Consider the following 20,422-nt stretch of genomic DNA (forward strand, 5'->3'; position numbering starts at 1 on the left):
AGAGCCTACTCAATAACGTAGCCAAGTCCGCGGCGTGTCATCACAAAGTCTTCAACACCAATGCTTGCAAGGGTATTTCTGAGGTGGCTAATGTTTACCGTCAACGTATTGTCATCAACAAACTCATCCGACTGCCACAGCTCCTCTTGAATACGCTGGCGAGAAACAACCGTTCCTGCATTTTGCATCAAAAGTGAAAGTATCCTGAGCTCGTTTTTAGTCAGCTCAACACTTTTCTGATTTGCAGAGACCTTGCAAGAAGAAGAATCAAGTGTCACGCCTGCATGTGAAAGCTTTGTTCCTGTTGTGACATCGCTATTTGCACGCCTCAAAACCGAGGTTATGTGCATAAGCAAAATCTGGGTGTTATAGGGCTTAGCGATAAAATCGTCCGCTCCTAACGAGAGCACCATAAGCTCATCAAGGTCAGTATTTCTGCTGGTAACTACAATGATGGGAACGTTTGAGAGCTGTCGTACTTCTCGACAAATCTGTTGTCCGTCAATGCCAGGAAGGTTGAGGTCAAGCAAAACCAGGTCTGGATGCGCGGCAACAATTTGTTGAGGTGCAGACTCAAAAGACGAGAGAGCCTGAGCCTCAAAGCCATTTCTTTGCAGCAGCAGCACCAACTCTTGCTGAATCTGATGGTCATCTTCTACAACCAGAATTTTTGTCATGCGTGCTCACCTCCCACTACGCTACGCAAGTCCCACAAAGCGTTTGGCGTTTTCCCAGAGTATGGTATACGTCTTCTCTTTGGGGATATCAAGTCGCTGCCAACGAAGCTCTGCCAAGCGCTCAACCGTGTGTACCACCATTGCTGGCGTGCACTCCCCTCCACGTAAAGGCTCTGGCGCCATGTAGGGGAAGTCCGTCTCTGAAAGTAGTTGTGCCTCTGGACAGGAGATCATTGCGGCTCGAATATCATCTGAGCGCTTAAACGTTGCTGCGCCACCAAAGGCCACAAAGCAACCAAGGTCTGCAAAAGGCTTCATGACCTCTGGTCCATCGGTGTAACAGTGCAGGTCACAGCCTGCCTTAGGCACGCCCATACGATTCAGAATTTCAAGCGCCAAATCATGAGCGTGTGTATCATCAGCACCATCACGCAGGTGCAGCTCAACGCGTTGATTGCGCTCATGTGCAATGGAAAGCTGGCGCTCAAATGCTTGACGCTGGACCTCTTCTGAAACCTCGCAGTACGGTCCAAAATCAAGACCAATCTCTCCTACACCAACACAAAGAGGGTGCTCAAGCAACTCAAACAGACGCTGTTCAGCTTCTTGGTTATAGTCAGGTGCGCTGTATGGGTGAGCGCCCACTACAAAATACGTGTGCTCAAACAAATACTCTGCAGGTAGATCACAGGGTACACAGAGATCTACCTCAGCCAGCTTTGTAAAAGCGTGGCGAGCCGCGCTAAGAGTATCCTCAAACCATGTGATAAAAGCGCTGGTATCTGCCCACTTACGAGGAAACTCCGTAGCAATATCTACGGGAACAATAAGCATACGAACACCCGCCGCGGCAGCGCGAGCAAGAGACTCTGCAGCACTGTGCTCGTGAAGGCTACCCAAATGACCATGAGTATCAGCAACAGGCGCTAAAACGCGCGGAGCTGGACGAGGTGTGCCGTAAATGTCGTGGAATAACTGACCGTCAGAAAACGAAAGTGCGTCCACTTCTTCTGCTGGTAGATGATGCTTTTTCTTACTCACTCAAAGGCTCCAAAGCAGCTGCAAGACAAATAAAGTCTTGGCTGGTCAAAACTTCTGCGCGCACCGTTGGTGCAATTCCTGTGGCGAGAAACGCCTGGTCTAGCTTGTCTTTATCAAAGCCAGAGGCACTCATTGAGTTACGAATGGTCTTTCTGCGCTGAGCAAAGGCAGCGTCAATAACCCTCATGGTATGCAAGAGCTCTTCTTCAGAAAGAAGCTTGGAGGTCACCGGGTTTCTCGCCTGGGTGCGATCAAGGCGAACCACTGCAGAGTTGACGCGTGGTGGAGGCATAAAGTTGCCAGGACCCACCTCAAACCTGCCAGTAACCTGCGCAAACAAGGACAGCTTTGCCGTATAGGCGCCATATGCTTTGGTAGAAGGCTTGGCAGCAATTCTGTCGGCCACCTCTGCCTGCACCATGACTACCGCTCGCTCAAGAGACGGAAGCTCCTGGAAGAACTTAAGGATCAACGTAGCTGCCACCTGATACGGCAGGTTGGATACAAACTTTGTTGGCATCGGGGCGCTTGGCGCTGCACTCTGGGTAACGGCCGGAAGCGTGCCGTAGGCCTCGGCAAGCTTCTGTGGTGTGATTGCCAGCGCGTCACCCATGACCAGCACAAATGAGTCTGGATGAGGCTCCTTGCAGGTTTCTGCTAAGACTTGCTCCAGCTCAGAGTCTGCTTCAAGTGAGCAGACCGCACAGGCGTTGTCGAGCAAAGCCACCGTGAGGGTACCCAGACCGGGTCCAACCTCAACGACCACATCGGTAGACTGAACCTCTGCAAGCTGGACGATCTTCTCGATAACGTGGTCTTGTACCAGGAAGTTTTGGCCCAGCCTGTATTTGGTAGCAAGGCCAAAACGTTCCAGCGTTTCTTTAGTGGCGCGTTGATTAGCAAGCCACGATGTTTGATGCGATGCGTGCTCCGACACGATTACTTGCTTGCAAGACGTGGGAACAGAGCGTCTCCCTTAGAGACAGCCAGGCCGCCCTGAAGCTTGCCCCATACGCACTCGCTGCGGGTATCGGTAGAGGTAATCTCTGCCTCGTCAAGGCTCATACGGCGCAGAACCTCTGCAGACGTAGTAGGCATGAATGGCATAAAGAGATGTGCGCAGATGCGGATAGACTCAAGCAGCGTATAGATAATCTCTGCAAGCTCTGATGCGCGCTCAGGGTCTTTTGCCACTGTCCAAGGTGCAGCGTCCTCAATATAGTGGTTAGCTGCGTGGACAAGCTCCATGATGATGTTCTTAGCGCCTACGTAGTCCATCTTCTCCATGCAAGCGGCGTAGCGGTCATAGATGCCCTCAGCCAGCTTGCGCAGTGGGTGATCTGCAGCAACAGTAGAACCATCAAACGTTGGAGTGACACCCTCAAAGTACTTATCGCTCATGTTAAGGGCGCGAGAAACCAAATTGCCCCAGCTATTTGCCAGGTCAGCGTTATAGACCTGCTCCATGCGCTCGAAGGAAATGCCTGAGTCCTCACCAGGGGTAACGTCGGTCATGAAGTAGTAGCGGTAACCCTCAACACCCAGCAGGTCCAAAACGTCCTTAGGTGCAATGGCGTTTCCGCGAGATTTGCTCATCTTCTCAACAACACCGGTCTCAGAGTTACGGACGTTCAAGAAGCCGTGAGCAAAGATGTGCTCAGGAACTGCCTCGCCAAGGGCCATGAGCATTGCAGGCCAAATGACGCAGTGGAAGCGGATGATGTCCTTACCAACAACGTGCATCTGAGCTGGCCAGAAGCGCTTTCTCATGGCAGCAGCCTCTGGACTGTCATCACCGTAGCCAACAGCGGTGTAGTAGTTGAGAAGAGCGTCAAACCAAACGTAGGTTACGTGAGACTCATCAAAAGGAACTGGAACGCCCCAGTCAAAGCTGGTACGGGATACAGAAATATCCTGGAGACCAGATTCAACAAAGCTGCGGACCTCGTTGGCGCGGAAATCTGGCTCAATGAAATCTGGATGCTCAGCATAGAGCTCAAGCAGCTTGTCCTGGAATGCGGAAAGCTTAAAGAACCAAGACTCCTCAGAAACACGCTCAAGCTCACGATGGCAATCTGGGCAGAGGTGTGCACCCTTGCAACCAGCCTCTTCGTCTGCTTTCTCTACCTGAGTCTCGGTGAAGAAGGTCTCCTCGTGAATGCAGTACCAACCATCGTAGGATCCTTTGTAGATGAAGCCAGCCTCACGCATGCGCTCCCACAGATACTGGACAGCTTTTACGTGGCGCTCATCGGTAGTACGGATAAAGTCGTCATATGAGATGTTGAGCTCTTCATAAAGTCCCTTGAAGAAAGGAACCTGCGAGTCACACCATGCTTGTGGAGACAAACCGTGATCAGCTGCAGCAAGAGCGACCTTCTCGCCATGCTCGTCCATACCGGTAAGGAAGAAGACGTCGTAGCCGGCAGCGCGTCTAAAGCGAGCCTGGATATCGCAAAGCAAGGTGCAGTACGCAGTTCCTAGGTGTGGCTTTGCGTTGACGTAGTAAATTGGGGTGGTGATAAAGTATGACGGCTTGGCCTCGGGCATAATGACTCCCTTTGTATAAGTTGCAATAACTTATCCAGTATAGAGCAAATGCTGGGCTTTCTTTGCGTTGGTATAGTGATTATGCCTCGTGAGCAAGAATTGCCTGGTATGCCTCATCGCGCGCGATACCAAACTTCTGAGCAAGCTCTTTGGCCAGTGCTGATTTTCTGGTACCCGCAGCAAGACCCGCCTCTATTGCGTCTTCAAGCGAGAGCTGAGACTCGCCCGCTGCCTGCAACGATGTAGAGGCAAGCTCTTCTTCTGTGGGAGCTGCGATGACCAAAACACACTCGCCTTTGAGGTTTTCTTTTGCTGCAAGAGTCTCAACAAGGCAAGGAGCCACATCGCGCACCACTTCTTCGTGTAGCTTAGTGAGCTCTCTGACAAGAGCCACCTGCCTGGTTGGAAACACCTCGGCTATGGCCTCAACGGTTGCAAGCACCCTAAACGGAGATTCATACAGCACAATAGTGCCGGGAATTGCTGCAAGCTGTTGCAAGCGCTGAACAATCTGCCCGTGCTTTCTAGGCAAAAAGCCTTCAAAAAAGAAATGGTCACTTGCCAGGCCCGATGCAACAAGCGCGCAGGTCACCGCAGAAGGTCCCGGAATAACCTCCGTAGCAAGCCCCTCTGAAAGCGCTGCATCAACCAAATGCTGACCCGGGTCAGAGATGCCTGGCATGCCCGCATCTGATACAAACGCAACACGCTGACCTGTACGAAGCCTCTCAAGTGTTGGCTCAATTTGCGACTCAATAATGTTTTGATCACAGCGCTGCAATGGCACATGAATATCAAATGCCGAGAGGAGCTTTGAGGTCACGCGCGTGTCCTCACATAAAATGACATCTGCTGTTGCAAGCGTTTCTTTAACGCGCGGTGACGCGTCCGAAAGGTTACCAATAGGCGTGCCCACAATAGACAGTTTACCTGCTAAAAGAGTAGATCCTGTCATTACTCGAGCATTCCCCTCTCAAACGTTGCAAGCGCAACGCGTGCGTCCCATGCAGCCAAAAATGCGGAGGTCTTCCAGGTCTGGAAGAACCATGCAGGACACGTATTGTACACTTTGAGCTGGCCGGAAGTGTAAATGCGCTCAAGCGCAATTCTTCCCTCTGCCGTCATAGCGCCGTCAATGCTTGGAAGTGATGCTGACCACTTACCCACCATGACCGGCAGACCGCCTGAAGCAGAAGTCTTCAAATACGCTTCGTTTTTATCAATAAGCTGCTGTACACCGCGAGGACCCGAACAATCAATTCCCTCGCAGGGTTTATCAAGGTGAGCGTCGAGCCAAACGTTTTGATAGGCCTGCTGGCTCATAAAACGCCTAAATCCCTGAGGCCAGCCACCATCTGGAAGAATGACCACAGGCTCTTCTCCTGCCACAGATCTAATGGTCTCATAAGCACGGCGATAATAGTTTCTAAGCGAGTGACCAGGAATACCATCTGTGAGCTTAAAGCCCTTGCGCACACGAGGTTTAACCTCATCGGCTACCTCAATGCCATAAAAACCGCTGCGGTGAGCGTAGTGAAGGGCAAGCTTATGCAGAATAGAAAGAGATTTCTCCCCAGAAATTCTCGTGCGCGGAGCACCACCTGGCTGGTCATTCAAGCCATCAGGCAAACCTGGATTTACTGCCAGTACAAAAATAACGTGCAGGCCAAGTTCTTCTGCCCATTCAAGGGCTCTATCAAGCTCGGTAATGCAGCTAACATATGGAGTCCCTGCAGCTTCTTCATCAAAAACGTACCAAGGTACAGAAATTCTTACCGCATTAAAACCACGTGCAGCAATACTGACAAAGTCAGAACTCTGGATAAATGAAGAACGATGCGCTTTAACAAGATTGTGGTAGTCCTCAACGCCCAGCGCTTTAATGAGCTGAGCCTCATCAACGCACCCTGTGCGTGCAAACGGCTCAGGAGTTACCCACGGTTCAAGCGTAAGCCAACCAGTTAAATTGACACCCCGCAACGCTCCGTGAGCCATGAAATTCCACCTCGCCAAAAGATAAAACCTCTACATACGTAGAGTATACCCATCGAGGTTACGTTGCTCGCACGAGCTTTAAAAAACAACAGGTTACTTCATATTTTTTGAATATATGGCGCAATTGTTGGGGGTCTCATCAACCTCAACGGAAGAGACGGGCAAACCTTCTGCCTCAAGTTGCTCAAAGAGATACTTTGCCAGATTTTCTGCGGTTGTTCTAAACGGCAAAATAGTGAGCGAGAAACCCTCTTCTTTAAGACAGGTCAGCGTCTTTTCAGAAAGAGAACCCTCCTCAATCAAAAACGTATGATCAAGGGAATCACATAGCGCGCGGACCTTGCGCTTAAAGACACCAAAGTCCATAACCATATCTTTTTCTGTACCAGACTCACCAAGCTCTGCAGTTGAAATGCAGGCAGTCACATGCCAGCGATGACCATGCAGATTCTCACACTTGCCGTAGTAGTTGGTAAGAAAATGCGCTGAGTCAAAGGCATATTCAGTCTTAAGCGTATACATTACTCGTTGTCCTTCGAGCCGCGACCGCGATCATCGCGTCCAGTTCTTCTATGTCTACGACGCGTAGCATTTTGTGGCTGAGCATCTCTAGATGCACCGTTAGGCGCACCGTTAGAACCAGAAGTATTCTGTGAAGCGCTCTGGGTCTTCATGCCCGCCCTATCACCTGGACGACGAGTCCTTTTTGCACGAACTGGTGCCTGTGCCTCATCAGCTTTCTGTGGTGCCTGAGGAGCATCTGTCCTTCTAAAGCGCTTACCCTGTGGCTGCTTCTGTGCAGAAGCTGAACCCTGCTCATTCTTCTGAGGAGCCTGAGTATTTGCAACACCTTCATCCGTTGCGTGATGACGGCGACGGGTGCGACGCAGCGTATCTGTTGAAGCATCAAAAGTACTAGAACCAGGATTTACCTGAGCGTTCTTTGAAGTTCTTACACGACGGGTGCGAGAAGAACTTTGAGCGCCTTGTTCTTCTCGAGCGTTTCTTGCTCCAGAGTTCCTAGTGTTTTCCTGCTTATTTGCAGAGTTCTGCTCAAAGCGTTCACGCTTGCGCCTTGGAGCCTCAGTCACAAAGAGATCAGGGTTAATCTCTGGTTCTTCATCAACAATCAAACCATTTGCCCTATCAAGTTCTGCCAGAGCCATCTGAACCTCAACAGATTCAAGACGCTCAAGTGCAGCGCGAGAAACGCTGTCTGGCCTGCAAGAACAGCCAAGGTCTTCCGACTTCTGCTGAGCCGCAGGAGATGTGTCCATGTCAGCAAGAGGAATACGTACCACCTTGCCACTCTCAAGACGAAGTGCAATCTCCTCTTTTGGCGTGTTGTACTCAACAATTTTTGCCATACCCAGAGGAGTCTCAATGACAGCGTTGCGCTTTGGAGCACGGTTCTTAAAGTCGCGATAGGCTTCAAACTCATAGCGCAAGCAGCACATTAAGCGGCCACACGCACCAGAAATCTTAGTGGAGTTCAGAGGCAAATCCTGCTCTTTTGCCATACGGATGGAAACTGGCTCAAAAGAGAGACCAAACCTTCTACAGCAGAGCTCTTGTCCACAATGACCATAGCCGCCAATAACCGCTGCTTCTTCCCTGACGCCAATCTGACGCATGTCAATGCGCTCGTGAAGCTCATGAGAAAGCTCGCGAACAAGCTGTCTAAAGTCCACACGGTCATCAGCCGAGAAGTAACACACGACCTTCTCGCCATCAAAAAGGTACTCGACGCCAATGGGCTTCATTTCAAGTTCTTCTTGAACAGCAAACTTCCTGAACACAGGAAGCGCAGCCTCGCCCTTAGCGGCAAGCTCTTCTGCGCGAGATAGGTCCTCGTCAGTTGCTACACGAACAACGTCTTTGAGCTCGGCTTTGTTTGTCTTGTACTCAAACTCCTCCTGAGAAATCTCACGAGGATCAGCAACAGCAAGACCAATCTCTAGACCGCGCTCGGTCTGGCAGATAACGTGGTCACCTTCAAGAACGCCGGACTCCTTTGGATCAAACCAAAGGTCGCGCGCGGCGTATTCAAATTTCACCGGGACAACGGTGGGCATGTAAGTGCCTCCTTGATATGCAGCAGCATAACCTCAAGGGTTAGCTGGGGAGAAACAGAGCGGTCCAGGTTGTATTGAGCCTCTTGCACCGCAGTAAGAGCCCCCAAAACACCCTGGGTATGAGTTTGAGATGCAACGCGGTCAATAATGCCTGCTGCATCCGTATTTACTATTTCTTCATCAACCGCTTCGCAACATAAAAGTACGTCGCGAAGAAGCGATTCCAGAATTGCCAACATTTCTATGATACCCGAACGCTCGCGCGCTGTGAGTTCTCGCTTATTTGCCGCCTCAACCTGCTTTAACGCAGCGCTGGTAAGAAAGTCTTCATTTTGAGCAAGCGCCTCTTCTTGGGCACGTCTTACGTCACCAAGAGGAATTTTTGCAGCTTCTATCAGCTCTTTTGCGGAAGTGAGTACATCCCACGAGTCATTTCTGAGCAGATTGCCAAAAACATCAATGAGCTGTCTGCGAATGTTTTTTCGCGTAGAAGACTGCAAAAACTCCACAGCTCTACCAGGGGTTCCTGTTGCTGCAAGCGCAATACGAGCTTCCTGCTCTGTAGCGGAAATCTCTCGCATAATAGCGGCTTTAGCAGCAGCGTCAGTGAGTGTTCTAAACGCAACTACCTGACAACGAGAAACAATGGTGGGAAGCACCGCAGAAGAAGAACGTGCAGACAGAATAAAGATGGTGTCTGCAGGTGGCTCTTCAATAGTTTTGAGCAGTGCATTTGCAGAATTTTCTCTGAGCAAATCAGCGCGGTCAATCACGTAAATCTTATGAGTCGAGCGCATGGGCGCCAGACTAACATCAGCGATGAGCTGACGAATCTGCTCAATGAGGTAGCCATTTGCGGAGGCTGGGGCAAGTACGTGAACGTCAGGGTGAGTACCGCGAGAAATACGAATGCAGTCGTCACAGGCAGCGTCACCGCCCTGAGCACAGAGAACACACTGCGCCAGAGCTTTGGCTGCAAGACCTTTTCCAGAGCCAGGAGCTCCTACAAACAGATAGGCGTGGCCAAGCTTGTGCTCATGAAGTGCGCGTGCAAGCAGATTTTGAACTTGAGGTTGATCCTGAAGACGGGTAAGTGCCTGAGGAAGTGGATAGGTGCTATGAGTAGTATGTGTGCTCTCTTGAGTCATAAACGCATCACTCACCAAGCTCACAAATACCAGGAATAAGATCTGCTAATAGCTGACGAGTACGTGCGCGAACCTCATCAATGCTTCCATCTGCATCTACAGCTTTTACACGCTCTGGCTCATTTTGCAGAAGTTGCTTATAACCAGCAAAAACTCGCTCCTGGAAGGCAACACCTTCTGCTTCTAGTCTATCGGCGTCATTTTGCGTAGCACGCGCATGAGCAACCGTTGGCTCAAGCATAAAGACAAGGGTTCTATCAGGAGAAACCCCACAGCTTCCCAAGCGATTTGCACGGTGCACGAGGTCTGTATCAAGACCGCGACCAGCTGCTTGATAGGCAAAGGTGGAGTCATAGAAGCGATCACACAAGACAACTTTGCCCGCAGCTAGAGCTGGTCGGATAACCTCTCCTACCAGCTGGGCACGACTTGCTTCATAGAGCAACAGCTCACACTCATCGCACATCATGCCGTTTTCTGGATTAAGCACCACGCCTCTAATCTGCTCAGAAATAGCAGTGCCGCCAGGCTCACGAACAAAAACCACATCAAAGCCAAGAGCTTCAAGATCTTCTCGCAGAAGAGAAGCTTGTGTTGACTTGCCACAGCCATCAACGCCTTCAAGCGTGATAAACAAGCCCTGTGATGTACGTGCGTCTTTGTTCATGCTTCCCTCCCTCTTAACTATCTCACGATACAGGCAGATTGTGTTTCTCGCCATGAATATTCTAAAGGTTTTGCGCATTTCCACATGAAGAGTGCTCAAAAATGGGTAAAAATACGTATGGAGCGGGCGTTGGAGAGGGACGCTCGTTCTTCCGAAAACGGTGCACCTCTCGATGCACCGTCATACGTTTACTTTTTTGCTGCCTTGGTGGATTTGGTGCTCTTAGTACTCTTACGAGCGCCTCTACGCGAGGCAGTTTTCTTTTCTTTACCAGGGCAATCGTAGTTTGGACAGAGCTTCCAAGGACCACGCTGAGTAGTAACAACCACCATAGGAGCGCCGCAATCTGGACAGACTTCATCGGTCTTCTCGAGCTTTCCACGAGCAGGCAGAGGATAGCTGGTCTCACACTCCTCGTAGTTGGTGCAGCGAATAAAGCGCTTACCCGTACGCTCTGACTTGTGGGCCACCAGGTCCCCATGCTTGCCATTGGCCTTGCAGGTTGGGCACTCGCCCACAATAAGATCTGGCTCTGCGTTTGTAGGACAAGCAGGATTAATGCAAGTCTCATACGCACGCTGTCTAAACGGCTGAACCTTTACGCGAGGAGCACCGCACTCTGGGCAAACACCGGCCTCTCCCTCAAGCGGCTCAACGCGTCCCTGAGGCAGTGGATAAGTAACATCGCAATCTGGCCAACCCATACAGCCAACAAAGCTTCCACGAGTCTTCAGGGAGCTCTTAGCAACCAAGTCTTTGCCGCACTTAGGGCAGGTTCCCACCTTTGCGTCAGCAGTAACTGCATCAGCAATGGCCTCAGACAGATCTTCTTTGTGGTCAATGAGCGTATCAATCATGCCTGCAAGCAGGGCTCTTGAGTGGGTAACAACGCCATCACGTGTATCTTTACCCTCAGCAACGCTTGTCATATCGGACTCAAGCTCTGCCGTCATATCAGGCGAGGTAATGTGTGGTGCAAACTGCGAGAGCGCATCAACAATTGCCATACCAAGCTGACTTGGCTCAACAGGATCATTCTTGAGATATTTACGCTGGTAGAGCGTATCAATAATAGAAGCACGCGTGGACTTTGTGCCAAGACCGCGCTTCTCCATCTCTTGAATAAGCTTACCCTGGCTGTAGCGAGCAGGTGGCTCTGTCTGCTTTGCATCAAGCGACAAAGACTGAATGGAGACAATCTCTCCCTCGCCGACATCAGGAATTTGATCGTCTTTCTTAAGGCCAAAGGGATAAATCTCTCTAAAGCCTGGCTCTGCCAGTACGGTTCCATTTGCAACAAAGGGCTGACCAGCAACATCAAGCGTAATCTTGGTGCCACTCATAGTAGCCGGACCCATAAGAGTTGCAAGGAATCTACGAGCAATTAAGTTATAAAGCTTCCAAGCTGCAGGCTGCAAAGCATCTGGATTTGCTGCTGCCGTTGGATAAATTGGTGGGTGGTCAGTAGACTCCTGCTTGCCACGAGTAGCGTGAAGCTTTGGCTGACCCAAAAGCTTTTTGCAGGTAGGAGCATACTGAGGAACTGCAGACAGCGTACGGACACAATCCTTCAAGTCAAGCGAACTTGGATAGACGGTGTTATCAACACGCGGGTATGAAATCAAACCGTCCATGTAAAGAGACTCTGCCAAACGCATAGTTCTAGCTGGCGAGATACCCTCTGCAGCTGCAGCTGCCTGGAGCGACGTGGTGTTAAATGGAGCTGGTGGCTGCTGCTTTCTGCTACGGGACTCAATCTGGACAACCGTTGCCTGCGTCTGATCTTTAACAACTGCGTAAGCTGCGTCTGCTTCCACTTGATCCCAAAACCTTGCGGTCTGGTGAACCATCTTAAAGGTTGCTTCCGCATCATCTTCAGGGGCAGCAACACCAGAAATAACCCAATAGTCTTCTGGCTTAAATGCCAGGCGCTCACGCTCGCGCTCAACAACAAGTGCCAGCGTAGGAGTCTGAACACGACCAGCAGAGCGTGTATTACCCAAACCGCCAAAGCGAGCGGTGGTCAGATAACGGGTCAGTACGGCACCCCAAATAAGGTCGATATACTGTCTGGACTCACCTGCTGCAGCCAAGTTGTAATCAAGGTCCACCAGGTTATTGAAGGCGGTCTCAATCTCTGTCTTGGTAAAGGCAGAGTAGCGAGCACGAAATACCGCCAGATTAGGATTAACCGAGAGGACTTGTGCCAATGCATCAGAGCCAATAAGCTCTCCCTCGCGGTCAAAGTCTGTACCAATAATGACAGACTCTGCCTTCTTAGCAAGGTTCTTGAGGGCGCGAATAATCTCTTTTTCTGCAGGTTGTTTATCTACAGGAGCCCAAATCAAATAGGGCAAGCTTGGGATTTTCCAGCCCTTAAGGTCAACGCCATCTGCCATAAAAGGCTTGCGCTTAACCTTGTACGGGGGGCGCTCAAGACCATCTGGAACATCTGCAGGAAGATGCTCCCCTTCTGCAGTTTCTCCGTACCAGCCCTCTTCCTTGTCAAACTTGAGAGCCAAAGGAAAATCCGGCTGCAGAATATGACCGCGAAGACCAATAGCAACATGGTCTTCTCCGCCGCGTCTAAAACGATAAACAGGAGTGTTGTATACCTTGTCTGCCTCAGGTTTACCCGATTCAGACAAAAGGCGAGCAATCTGCTGCGCTGCGTCGTTTTTCTCGGTAACAACTAGAATCAAAGAACAACACTCTCCAAAGTAAAGGCGAAATTACTAGATTTTGTCCAGCTCATGCTGCTCGTAGTCCTCGCGGCTCCACTTAAGAGCAGCCTTGCCATCACGGGCAATAATGACGTAACGAGCAACTGCCAGAGCAACTTCGTACAGCAGGATAAGAGCTGCAAACATCAAAATCATGGTGACAGGCGATGCATCAGGAGTGACTACTGCAGAAAGAATCATCAGACCAACATAGACGTAGCGCCACTGCTCACGCATGTCCTTGTAAGGAACAAGGTGAAGAATAGCCAGGTAGAAGATGACCAGTGGAAGCTGGAACGCAACGCCAAAGCCAATCTCAAACATCATAATAATGTTGAGATAATCGCTTGCTTCGTTAATGGTTCCTGCAAACTCCTGCGACTGGCCAATCATCCAACCAATTGCAGTGTTCAAAATGATGAAGTAGCAAAACAGCATACCCAAGAAGAAAAGGGTGATCATAGCGGCTACGGTAGGTACAACCCACTTGCGCTCTTTAGCATTGAGCGCAGGCAAGAAGAAAGCCATAATCTCCCAGATGATAATAGGTGTGCAGATAATCACCGAGAAGAAGAAAGCTACCTTAAACCTGATACTAAAGCCGCCAAGGACCGAGATAACCGTAAGCTTACCATCGGTCAAAAACTCCCTGATAGGGTCAATCAAGATCTCAATCAATGCAGGTGTTGCAAAATAAATAATGATTGCAGTAACAAAAAGCGAAACCACCACAATGGTCACGCGGCGACGGAGTTCTCCCAGGTGATCAAAAAGTGGCATACGAGCTGGAGTAATAGGCATTACACACGAAAGCTGGACTTATGCGTCCTGGCTTTCTCCCTCCTCTCCAGCAACTTCTTCTTTCTTGTCTTCTGCCATAGAGCGAGAAGAACGTGCAGATCCAAGGTTATAGAGGTCTTTTGCAGATGGAGCTGCAACAGAAGTTTCTTCTGCAGCCTTAGGTGCCACGTGTTTAGTTACCTCTGTAGAATCATCGGAGAAAGCAACAGAAGACGTAGCTTGTGGTGCAGCAGCAGGAGCTTCTTCAGCAGAAGCGGCCTCTGGCTGCTCAGCCTCCTGGGTCTGCTCAGCTTGCTTACTCTGCTCAGCAGCCTCAGCGGCAGCCTTCTCAGCTGCCTCGCGCTCCTCCTTGAGACGAGCACGACGCTCAGCAAAGGTCTCCTGATGGTCAGTATCCTCGCGGTCAGCATCAGATGCAGCATTTTTGAGCTGCTCGGAGCGCTTGGGCTTCTCGTGAAGTGCATCCGCTGCAGGGTCAAGTAAGTCTGCACGGACAACTTTATTAAAGCCTTCTTGCGCGTTCTGGAACTGTCTAAGAGCACGGCCAAGCGTGCGACCCATACCAGGTAATTTATCAGGACCAAATACTAAAAATGCAAAGAGCAAAATTAGTACGAGCTCTGTTTCTCCAATGCCAAACACAAGCAATACCTTTCTGGAACAAACATAAACAAGCTCTTTGAACCGTTTCTCAAAGAGCTTGCAAGTTACCAAACCTACTTGCGAACGTTAAGGTCTTTATCGACCCCAAGAAGCGAAAAGACACGCTCCACGTTTTTCTGAGGATTTGCAACAACAAGCACAGAACCACTCTCTTGTGCTCGATGTGCGGCACCCACTAAAACGCCAATGCCCGTCGAATCAATATAAGCTACCTCAGCAAAATCAGCTTCAACTTCTTTTGCTCCATCGGCGAGCGCAGTATCCAAAGCATCACGAAGCTCAGAGGCGTTTGATACGTCTACCTCGCCCTCAATGCGAATAATGGCCTTTGTATCTGTAATTTCAGAGCTTATCTCTAGTGCCATAACTCCTCCTTACTTGGTGTTATTTGAAGAGGTAGAGGTGTTTCCGTTTAATGCATCAAGAACTTTCTGTGCATTATCCCTCACACCGGCGCTATTATCGGAATCCTTTTCAATTGCCTTCTGCAGTGCCTCTTTTGCAAGATCTACTTGATCAGTAACACGATACATCATTCCCAAATTAAGCCAACCGTTAGCATAGTCTGGAGAGCGATCTGTTACTGCTTTAAGCGCCTCAACGGCACCCGTTTGGTCTCCTGCATAGAACTGCGCAATAGCCCTGTCAACACGAACCTCATCAGAATCATTTGAAGCAAGATACGTATCGTACTCGGCAATTGCCTTGTTAATCAGCTGTAAAGACTGCTTCTGAACAGAATCGTCTTGAGAGGAGCTCTTAAGTGCCATTCCCCAGCCTAGATACGTACGAGCCAAATCAAGATGTGCTGGTAGATTATCTGGATTGGACTGAATAGCAGACTCTTTTTCTTCTGCCTGTTTCTGATAGACCTGGTTAATAGCCTCAGGAGAATTCTGCTGAGTCTGATTCTGCTTTTGAGAGTTAGAGAAAATGCTGGCCAGGGAAGGCAGCATCATAGAAATAGCAATAAAGAGCGAGAATACGCCAATAGCAATCTTCATGCCTGTAGAAGGACCTGGTTTTTTAGGAGCCTCATCGGGCTTGCGGTCCTTTGCCTTCTTTTTTGCGGTCTGGTTTGCCATAGCAACCAGCTCTTTTTCTGCCTTCTGTTCTGGTGTAAGTTCTGGCTTTGAAGTATTAGTTGGCATTCAACATCCAATCGCTTTTTCTAAACATAGTTAATCAAGATACGGCAGAATGGGCTTACTTTCAAAGTAAATACCAAAGTTACACAAGCTATCCCCAGATGCTCTGACCACGATCAACTTTTGCAAGTCGAGCACTTACCTGTTTAACAGCAACAATAAAGACATCAAGCGCTGCATCAAGCTCTTCCAACGTTGGATAACTTGGAGCAATTCTGATATTAGTATCAAAGGGATCCTTGCCACTTGGCCACGTAGCACCTGCAGGTGTCATGGTAACGCCCAGTTCATTGGCGCGAGAAACAATTGCGCGCGCAGACCCAACAGGACCGTCAAACGAGACAAAGTAGCCGCCCTTAGGACGAGACCAGGTTGCAACAGCTAAATCGCCCAGTCCTTCCTGCAGTTTGCGTTCCACCAGATCAAAACGTGGTCGGAGCAGCTCAGCATGCTTTTGCATATGAGCTTCAATGCCGTACGCATCTTTGAGGAAACGTACATGCGCCAGCTGCGAGATTTTCTCGGGAGAAACACGAGCAACCTTGAAAGCGCTCTGGATTTCTTTAATGTCCGCAGGGCTTGCGGCAACCCATGCCATGCCTGAGCTTGGGAAGGTTACCTTTGCCGTTGAGGCAAAAGCAATCACCAGGTTCTTTTGAGCATCATCTGCAGCAACCTCTGCAAGTGCATCAAAGATATTGAGGAGCTGAGGAGCCTCAGATTCTGGTACAAAGGCGTGAATTGCGTAGGCGTTATCCCAGAAGATTCTAAAGTCAGGGGCTGCAGGTTTGAGGTTTGCAAACGCACGGACAACCTCATCAGAATAGGTGATACCGGTAGGGTTTGCAAAACGTGGTACGCACCAAATTCCCTTAACAGAGCTGTCGTTCTCAACAAGCTCCTTGACCACGTCCATATTTGGACCATCTTCAGTCATAGGTACGGCAACGTTTTCAAGTCCGTAATGCTGTGTAATAGCAAAATGGCGGTCATAGCCTGGAGCAGGGCACAGGAACTTGAGCGTGGTGCCCTGAGCCCTTGCAGCCGCCATCTGCTCTGCCCAAGAAGGCTGACCAGCAAGACCGTGGGTAACGGCATGAGAAATAATGTCGTGCATAAGGTTGAGGCTTGAGGAGCCATTTACGATGACCTGATCAGCAGGTACACCTGTGAGCTCCGCGGCAAAGGCTCGCGCAGAAGGAAGGCCCCAGGGGTCTCCGTAGTTGTCTGCAAAAGAGCCGTTGTCAGTCAGGTCAGAAGTGGAGTCCAGCTCATCAAGCATAGGCTTAGACAGCGCCGTCTGTGCAGGGCTTGGCTTTCCGCGAGCCATATCAAGCTTGAGGTTTTTCTCGCCAAGTGCACGGGCTTCTTGTCCAATAAGCTCAAGGACCTGGTTAAGCTCAGCGTCGCTCATCTTCTGATAAGCGTTTTGCTCAGAGGTTGATTTTGGCTGGAACAGCTCGCGAGAAACTAGCTCAAACATAACACTCCCCTTTTCGGTCTCTGCGTGATACAAAGTATAGGTGATTTGAAAATCGACGCGACAAGGAGAATCATGGCAAATTCTGCACAGCCTGGCATGCGCTCGGAGGCATACGGCGAACTCCAGCACCTTGTTGACAACCTTTATAAGCGTAAACCTTCGGGCACAGTCACTAAGGTTGACGTGCTGATTCAAGCTGAAGTAGACGATCTTGAAGAGGATTTGCAAGAAGTTATTGAGCTGATTCCGTCAGGCACCTATGTCCGCGCTCGTCTCTGCGATCAGATTAACTCAATTGTTACGGCACATGGTTGGGGTTTTACCTACGGTACCGTCGAATAACCATAGTTAATCGGTTAGTACGTCTCATTAAGTTTTTTTACTCGCTGTCTTTTCGCATGCTGTTCTTGCGATGCTTATAGAACTCTGCGATGTGTACAAAAAGTAGACCCAAGATTGCAGAAGCAAACGAAGCAGCGAGAACAGCTACTTTAGCTGCAAGAATCTCCTCTGCATCGGGGAATGCAAGATTAGAGATAAGAATTGACATGGTAAAGCCAAGGCCGCCCATAAGACCTACGGCAGTAATCTGAATCCAATCAACTTTTGCAGGAAGCTTGCAAATCTTACATTTGACCAGCAACAACGTTACAAAAATAATTCCTAGTGGCTTACCAAGAACGGCACCAAAGAAAACGCCATGTGCAATAGAGCTGCTCAATAGAGCAACGAAATCTGCTCCCACCAACGTAATCTGCGCGTTTACAAACGCAAAAATAGGCAGAACAACAAAGTTTACAAAGACGGAAATATAGTGCTCAACACGCTGAAGCGGTGGAGTTACGTGGTGCATGACCTGCTCAATAGAGTTAGCACCATGTGTAAAGTCATGCTGACCCAAAACGTGATGCTCATCGTCGTAGTGATCGTCAAGCTCACGAGCGCGTCTTGAAAGCCAGCTTCCCAGCTTGCTCAAGCGAACATCAGAGTGAGATGGCAAGAAGAAGGCAAGAAGAACGCCTGCAAGGGTTGCATGAATTCCCGAGTGGTACATGCAGACCCAGAGAACCAAACCAACAAGCAAATAAGGACCAGAAGAATAAATCTTCAGGCGATTCATTCCCCACAAAATAACAAGAATACCAAGAGAAGCTGCTAACCAGGCAATATTTGGCGTGTGACCATAGAAAAGCGCAATGACCACAATAGCCAGGATATCGTCGGCAATAGCAAGTGTCTGGAAGAACACCTTAGTCTGCGGACTAATTCTGTTTCCTAAGAGCGACATAACGCCAAGCGCAAAGGCAATATCGGTTGCAATTGGTGTTGCCCATCCATGAGGGGCAGTGCTTGCGTTAAGCGCCAGATAAATAAGAGCAGGAACTGCAACGCCACCAACAGCCGCAAGCATAGGAAGCATTGCCTGTCTTGGCTTTCTAAGCTGGCCAACAGTTACTTCATACTTGAGCTCAATACCTACCAGCAAGAAGAAGATTGCCATAAGGAAATCATTCACAAAGGTTTCTAGATCCATATGTGCATGAATCATTCCAAGCGAGAAACTCATTTGCACTTCAAGAATTTCTCGAACCACCTCATGAGCAGGTGAGTTGGCAACTACAAGCGCAATAAGAGCTGCAAGTACCATGACTGCTGCCGCAATAGTGCTGTTAGAGGTGATTTTCTTTAGAGAAGAGCGCTGACTAATTCTTCTTACAACTGCGGGCTCTCTATAAATACTAGACATTATCTGCCGTTCTCTCTTTATCTAAATGGTATTGACCGTTAGCTATGAAAGTTTTTCTCGATGTATATGCCTAGTGTACCGTCTACCTACCGTTGAGGGCAACTTGTCATATCTCAAGAAAACGGGGTATATCTCTATGTAAAATGTGGGTAATAGAAAGTCAACGTTTAGCTACTTGTAGCACGTATATATTTGGAGCGGATAATGGACACTAAACGAATTGCCATCATCACAGACTCAGGAACTAATGTCCCACCTGATTTTGTTGCTGAACACAATATTCGTATCACCCCACTTCGCATTAACTATTCTGATGGCTCTTCCTATGAGTCTGGTATTACCATCACGCCAGCTGAGCTTGTTGCTCGCTTTGAAGAAGAGGTTCCAAAGACTTCGCTTCCTTCTCCTGAGGGCATTAAGGCTGCCTTTGATGATGCAAAAGCAGCAGGGTACGAGGGTGCTGTTTACGTTGCTATCTCTTCTGGACTTTCCGCTACCTGCGATACTGCTCGCATGATTGCAGAGTCCATTACAGACTTCCCTATTTATGTTGTTGATACCAAAAACATTGGCATTGCTTCCGGCCTTATTGTTATTGAAGCTCAACGTCTTATTGATCAGGGTCTTTCTCTTGAGGAGATTGGCGCCAAACTTGATCAGGCTTCTCTGAACACACGCGTATACTTCTCCGTCCCAAGTCTTGAGTATCTACGTAAGGGTGGCCGCATTTCTGAGGCAATCTATCGCATTGGCTCCATGTTGAACATCAAACCTGTTCTTACCTGCGATGAAAATGGCAAATACACCATTGCCAAGAAAACTCGCGGTTGGCAGAAGTCTCTTGCAGGACAAATTGCTCTTGGATCAGCTTTTGCGCAGAAATTTGATCGCGTCCATGTAGGAATTTGCTGCTCCGCGCCTAATATCATTTACTCCGAAATGGAAACCATGATTAAAGAGGCAATCCCTAATGTCACTGACTTTAGGTATGTCGAGGCTGGCTCGGACCTTGTTGTCCACACAGGTCCAGGTCTTGTTGGCTATGCCGTATTTGGCTACTAACCAGTACTCCACCCAACTAAGAACAGCCGTCTACTCAGGCGGCTGTTTTCTTGTAGAGAGCACGTAGGGCGAGAAGGGCTTCTCGCCCTACGCGTCTGGGGTTACAGCAATGGCTGATCCACGAAGAAACCTTGGTCGTCAAGAAGATTGGAGCCGTCTGCAGCCTCAGTTGCCAGCTGATCGCAGCGCTCGTTAAGCGGATGACCTGCGTGGCCCTTGACCCACTTGAAACTTACCTCATGGTCTTCCATGGCGGAAAGCAAACGCTTCCAAAGATCAACGTTTTTGACAGGCTCTTTTGATGCTGTCTTCCAGCCTTTTCTAATCCATCCCGAGACCCATTTTTGATTAAACGCATCAACAACGTACTTAGAATCGGAATAAAGCTCTACCTGGCAGGGGCGCTTAAGAGCCTCAAGTGCAACGATGACGCCGAGGAGCTCCATGCGATTATTCGTAGTAGTTTTATAACCCTGGCTGAACTCTTTGGTGTGCTGCTGGCCGGAGGGATCGGTGTACAGAAGCACGGCCCCATAGCCACCAGGACCAGGGTTTCCTCGAGACGCACCGTCTGTATAGACCGTGACGTGCATGTATGAGGTCGCTGCCTCCATACCAAATCTCCTCTAGAACGCGCCTCTT

Annotated in this window: 20 protein-coding genes; 2 read left to right on the forward strand and 18 right to left on the reverse strand. The window is 49.4% G+C overall.

The features are described from left to right. Positions 1-5: 5 nt before the first annotated feature. From HMPREF1493_RS00145 to HMPREF1493_RS00220, 16 genes are all read right to left on the reverse strand, one after another. The gene (locus HMPREF1493_RS00145) at positions 6-677 is read right to left on the reverse strand and encodes a response regulator transcription factor (protein ID WP_035426877.1); all 672 of its coding nucleotides are present in this window, start codon (positions 675-677) and stop codon (positions 6-8) included. A gap of 21 nt (positions 678-698) precedes the next feature. Continuing rightward, positions 699-1,718 carry a TatD family hydrolase gene (locus tag HMPREF1493_RS00150; RefSeq protein WP_035426878.1) on the reverse strand — a complete coding sequence of 340 codons (1,020 nt, stop codon included), beginning with the start codon at positions 1,716-1,718 and terminating at the stop codon, positions 699-701. Next, positions 1,711-2,655 (reverse strand): 16S rRNA (adenine(1518)-N(6)/adenine(1519)-N(6))-dimethyltransferase RsmA, encoded by a 945-nt coding sequence (gene rsmA / locus HMPREF1493_RS00155; RefSeq protein WP_035426879.1) that lies wholly within the window; start codon positions 2,653-2,655, stop codon positions 1,711-1,713. Before rsmA ends, HMPREF1493_RS00150 begins: the two co-directional genes overlap by 8 nt. A gap of 2 nt (positions 2,656-2,657) precedes the next feature. Further along, complete coding sequence (metG, locus tag HMPREF1493_RS00160) at positions 2,658-4,268, reverse strand: methionine--tRNA ligase (RefSeq protein WP_035426880.1); 1,611 nt, start codon at positions 4,266-4,268, stop codon at positions 2,658-2,660. Positions 4,269-4,347: 79 nt separating this feature from the next. Further along, a complete protein-coding gene (gene rsmI / locus HMPREF1493_RS00165) occupies positions 4,348-5,223 on the reverse strand; it encodes a 16S rRNA (cytidine(1402)-2'-O)-methyltransferase (protein ID WP_035426881.1) in 876 nt (291 codons plus the stop codon). Beyond that, the gene (locus tag HMPREF1493_RS00170; RefSeq protein WP_035426882.1) at positions 5,223-6,263 is read right to left on the reverse strand and encodes a glycoside hydrolase family 5 protein; all 1,041 of its coding nucleotides are present in this window, start codon (positions 6,261-6,263) and stop codon (positions 5,223-5,225) included. The genes rsmI and HMPREF1493_RS00170 overlap by 1 nt, the downstream gene beginning before the upstream one ends. Positions 6,264-6,356: 93 nt before the next feature. Then, entirely contained in the window at positions 6,357-6,785 is a 429-nt protein-coding gene (locus tag HMPREF1493_RS00175) for a 6-pyruvoyl trahydropterin synthase family protein (RefSeq protein ID WP_035426883.1), read from the reverse strand. Continuing rightward, a complete protein-coding gene (locus HMPREF1493_RS00180; protein ID WP_035426884.1) occupies positions 6,785-8,338 on the reverse strand; it encodes a PSP1 domain-containing protein in 1,554 nt (517 codons plus the stop codon). The genes HMPREF1493_RS00175 and HMPREF1493_RS00180 overlap by 1 nt, the downstream gene beginning before the upstream one ends. Next, positions 8,317-9,486, reverse strand: coding sequence for a DNA polymerase III subunit (locus tag HMPREF1493_RS00185; protein WP_035426885.1), 1,170 nt, complete (start codon positions 9,484-9,486; stop codon positions 8,317-8,319). The genes HMPREF1493_RS00180 and HMPREF1493_RS00185 overlap by 22 nt, the downstream gene beginning before the upstream one ends. Positions 9,487-9,493: 7 nt before the next feature. Further along, entirely contained in the window at positions 9,494-10,153 is a 660-nt protein-coding gene (gene tmk, locus HMPREF1493_RS00190; RefSeq protein ID WP_035426887.1) for a dTMP kinase, read from the reverse strand. Between the two features lie 188 nt (positions 10,154-10,341). Next, positions 10,342-12,855 carry a DNA topoisomerase I gene (locus HMPREF1493_RS00195; protein ID WP_035426888.1) on the reverse strand — a complete coding sequence of 838 codons (2,514 nt, stop codon included), beginning with the start codon at positions 12,853-12,855 and terminating at the stop codon, positions 10,342-10,344. Between the two features lie 33 nt (positions 12,856-12,888). Next, positions 12,889-13,677, reverse strand: a complete 789-nt coding sequence (gene tatC, locus HMPREF1493_RS00200) for a twin-arginine translocase subunit TatC (RefSeq protein ID WP_035426889.1) — start codon at positions 13,675-13,677, stop codon at positions 12,889-12,891. A gap of 18 nt (positions 13,678-13,695) precedes the next feature. After that, positions 13,696-14,319 carry a Sec-independent protein translocase subunit TatA/TatB gene (locus HMPREF1493_RS00205; protein ID WP_035427065.1) on the reverse strand — a complete coding sequence of 208 codons (624 nt, stop codon included), beginning with the start codon at positions 14,317-14,319 and terminating at the stop codon, positions 13,696-13,698. 74 nt (positions 14,320-14,393) lie between these two features. Continuing rightward, positions 14,394-14,705, reverse strand: a complete 312-nt coding sequence (locus tag HMPREF1493_RS00210; protein ID WP_035426890.1) for an STAS domain-containing protein — start codon at positions 14,703-14,705, stop codon at positions 14,394-14,396. A 9-nt stretch (positions 14,706-14,714) separates the two neighbouring features. Then, positions 14,715-15,491, reverse strand: coding sequence for a tetratricopeptide repeat protein (locus HMPREF1493_RS00215; RefSeq protein ID WP_051485193.1), 777 nt, complete (start codon positions 15,489-15,491; stop codon positions 14,715-14,717). Positions 15,492-15,579: 88 nt separating this feature from the next. Then, positions 15,580-16,971, reverse strand: coding sequence for an aspartate aminotransferase type Ic (locus HMPREF1493_RS00220; protein WP_051485194.1), 1,392 nt, complete (start codon positions 16,969-16,971; stop codon positions 15,580-15,582). Between the two features lie 72 nt (positions 16,972-17,043). Between HMPREF1493_RS00220 and HMPREF1493_RS00225 the strand changes: the two genes are divergently transcribed. Continuing rightward, positions 17,044-17,313, forward strand: a complete 270-nt coding sequence (locus HMPREF1493_RS00225) for a hypothetical protein (protein WP_012809184.1) — start codon at positions 17,044-17,046, stop codon at positions 17,311-17,313. Positions 17,314-17,350: 37 nt separating this feature from the next. Here HMPREF1493_RS00225 and nhaA read toward each other — a convergent pair whose 3' ends face one another. Beyond that, the gene (nhaA, locus tag HMPREF1493_RS00230) at positions 17,351-18,718 is read right to left on the reverse strand and encodes a Na+/H+ antiporter NhaA (RefSeq protein ID WP_035426892.1); all 1,368 of its coding nucleotides are present in this window, start codon (positions 18,716-18,718) and stop codon (positions 17,351-17,353) included. 204 nt (positions 18,719-18,922) lie between these two features. On the opposite strand from nhaA, the gene HMPREF1493_RS00235 reads away from it, so the two are divergent. After that, a complete protein-coding gene (locus HMPREF1493_RS00235) occupies positions 18,923-19,780 on the forward strand; it encodes a DegV family protein (RefSeq protein WP_035426894.1) in 858 nt (285 codons plus the stop codon). Positions 19,781-19,881: 101 nt separating this feature from the next. Here HMPREF1493_RS00235 and rnhA read toward each other — a convergent pair whose 3' ends face one another. Next, a complete protein-coding gene (rnhA, locus tag HMPREF1493_RS00240) occupies positions 19,882-20,394 on the reverse strand; it encodes a ribonuclease HI (protein WP_084058256.1) in 513 nt (170 codons plus the stop codon). Positions 20,395-20,422: the final 28 nt, after the last annotated feature.

Origin of the sequence: Atopobium sp. ICM42b (assembly GCA_000564995.1) — a bacterium.
Lineage (GTDB): Bacteria > Actinomycetota > Coriobacteriia > Coriobacteriales > Atopobiaceae > Lancefieldella.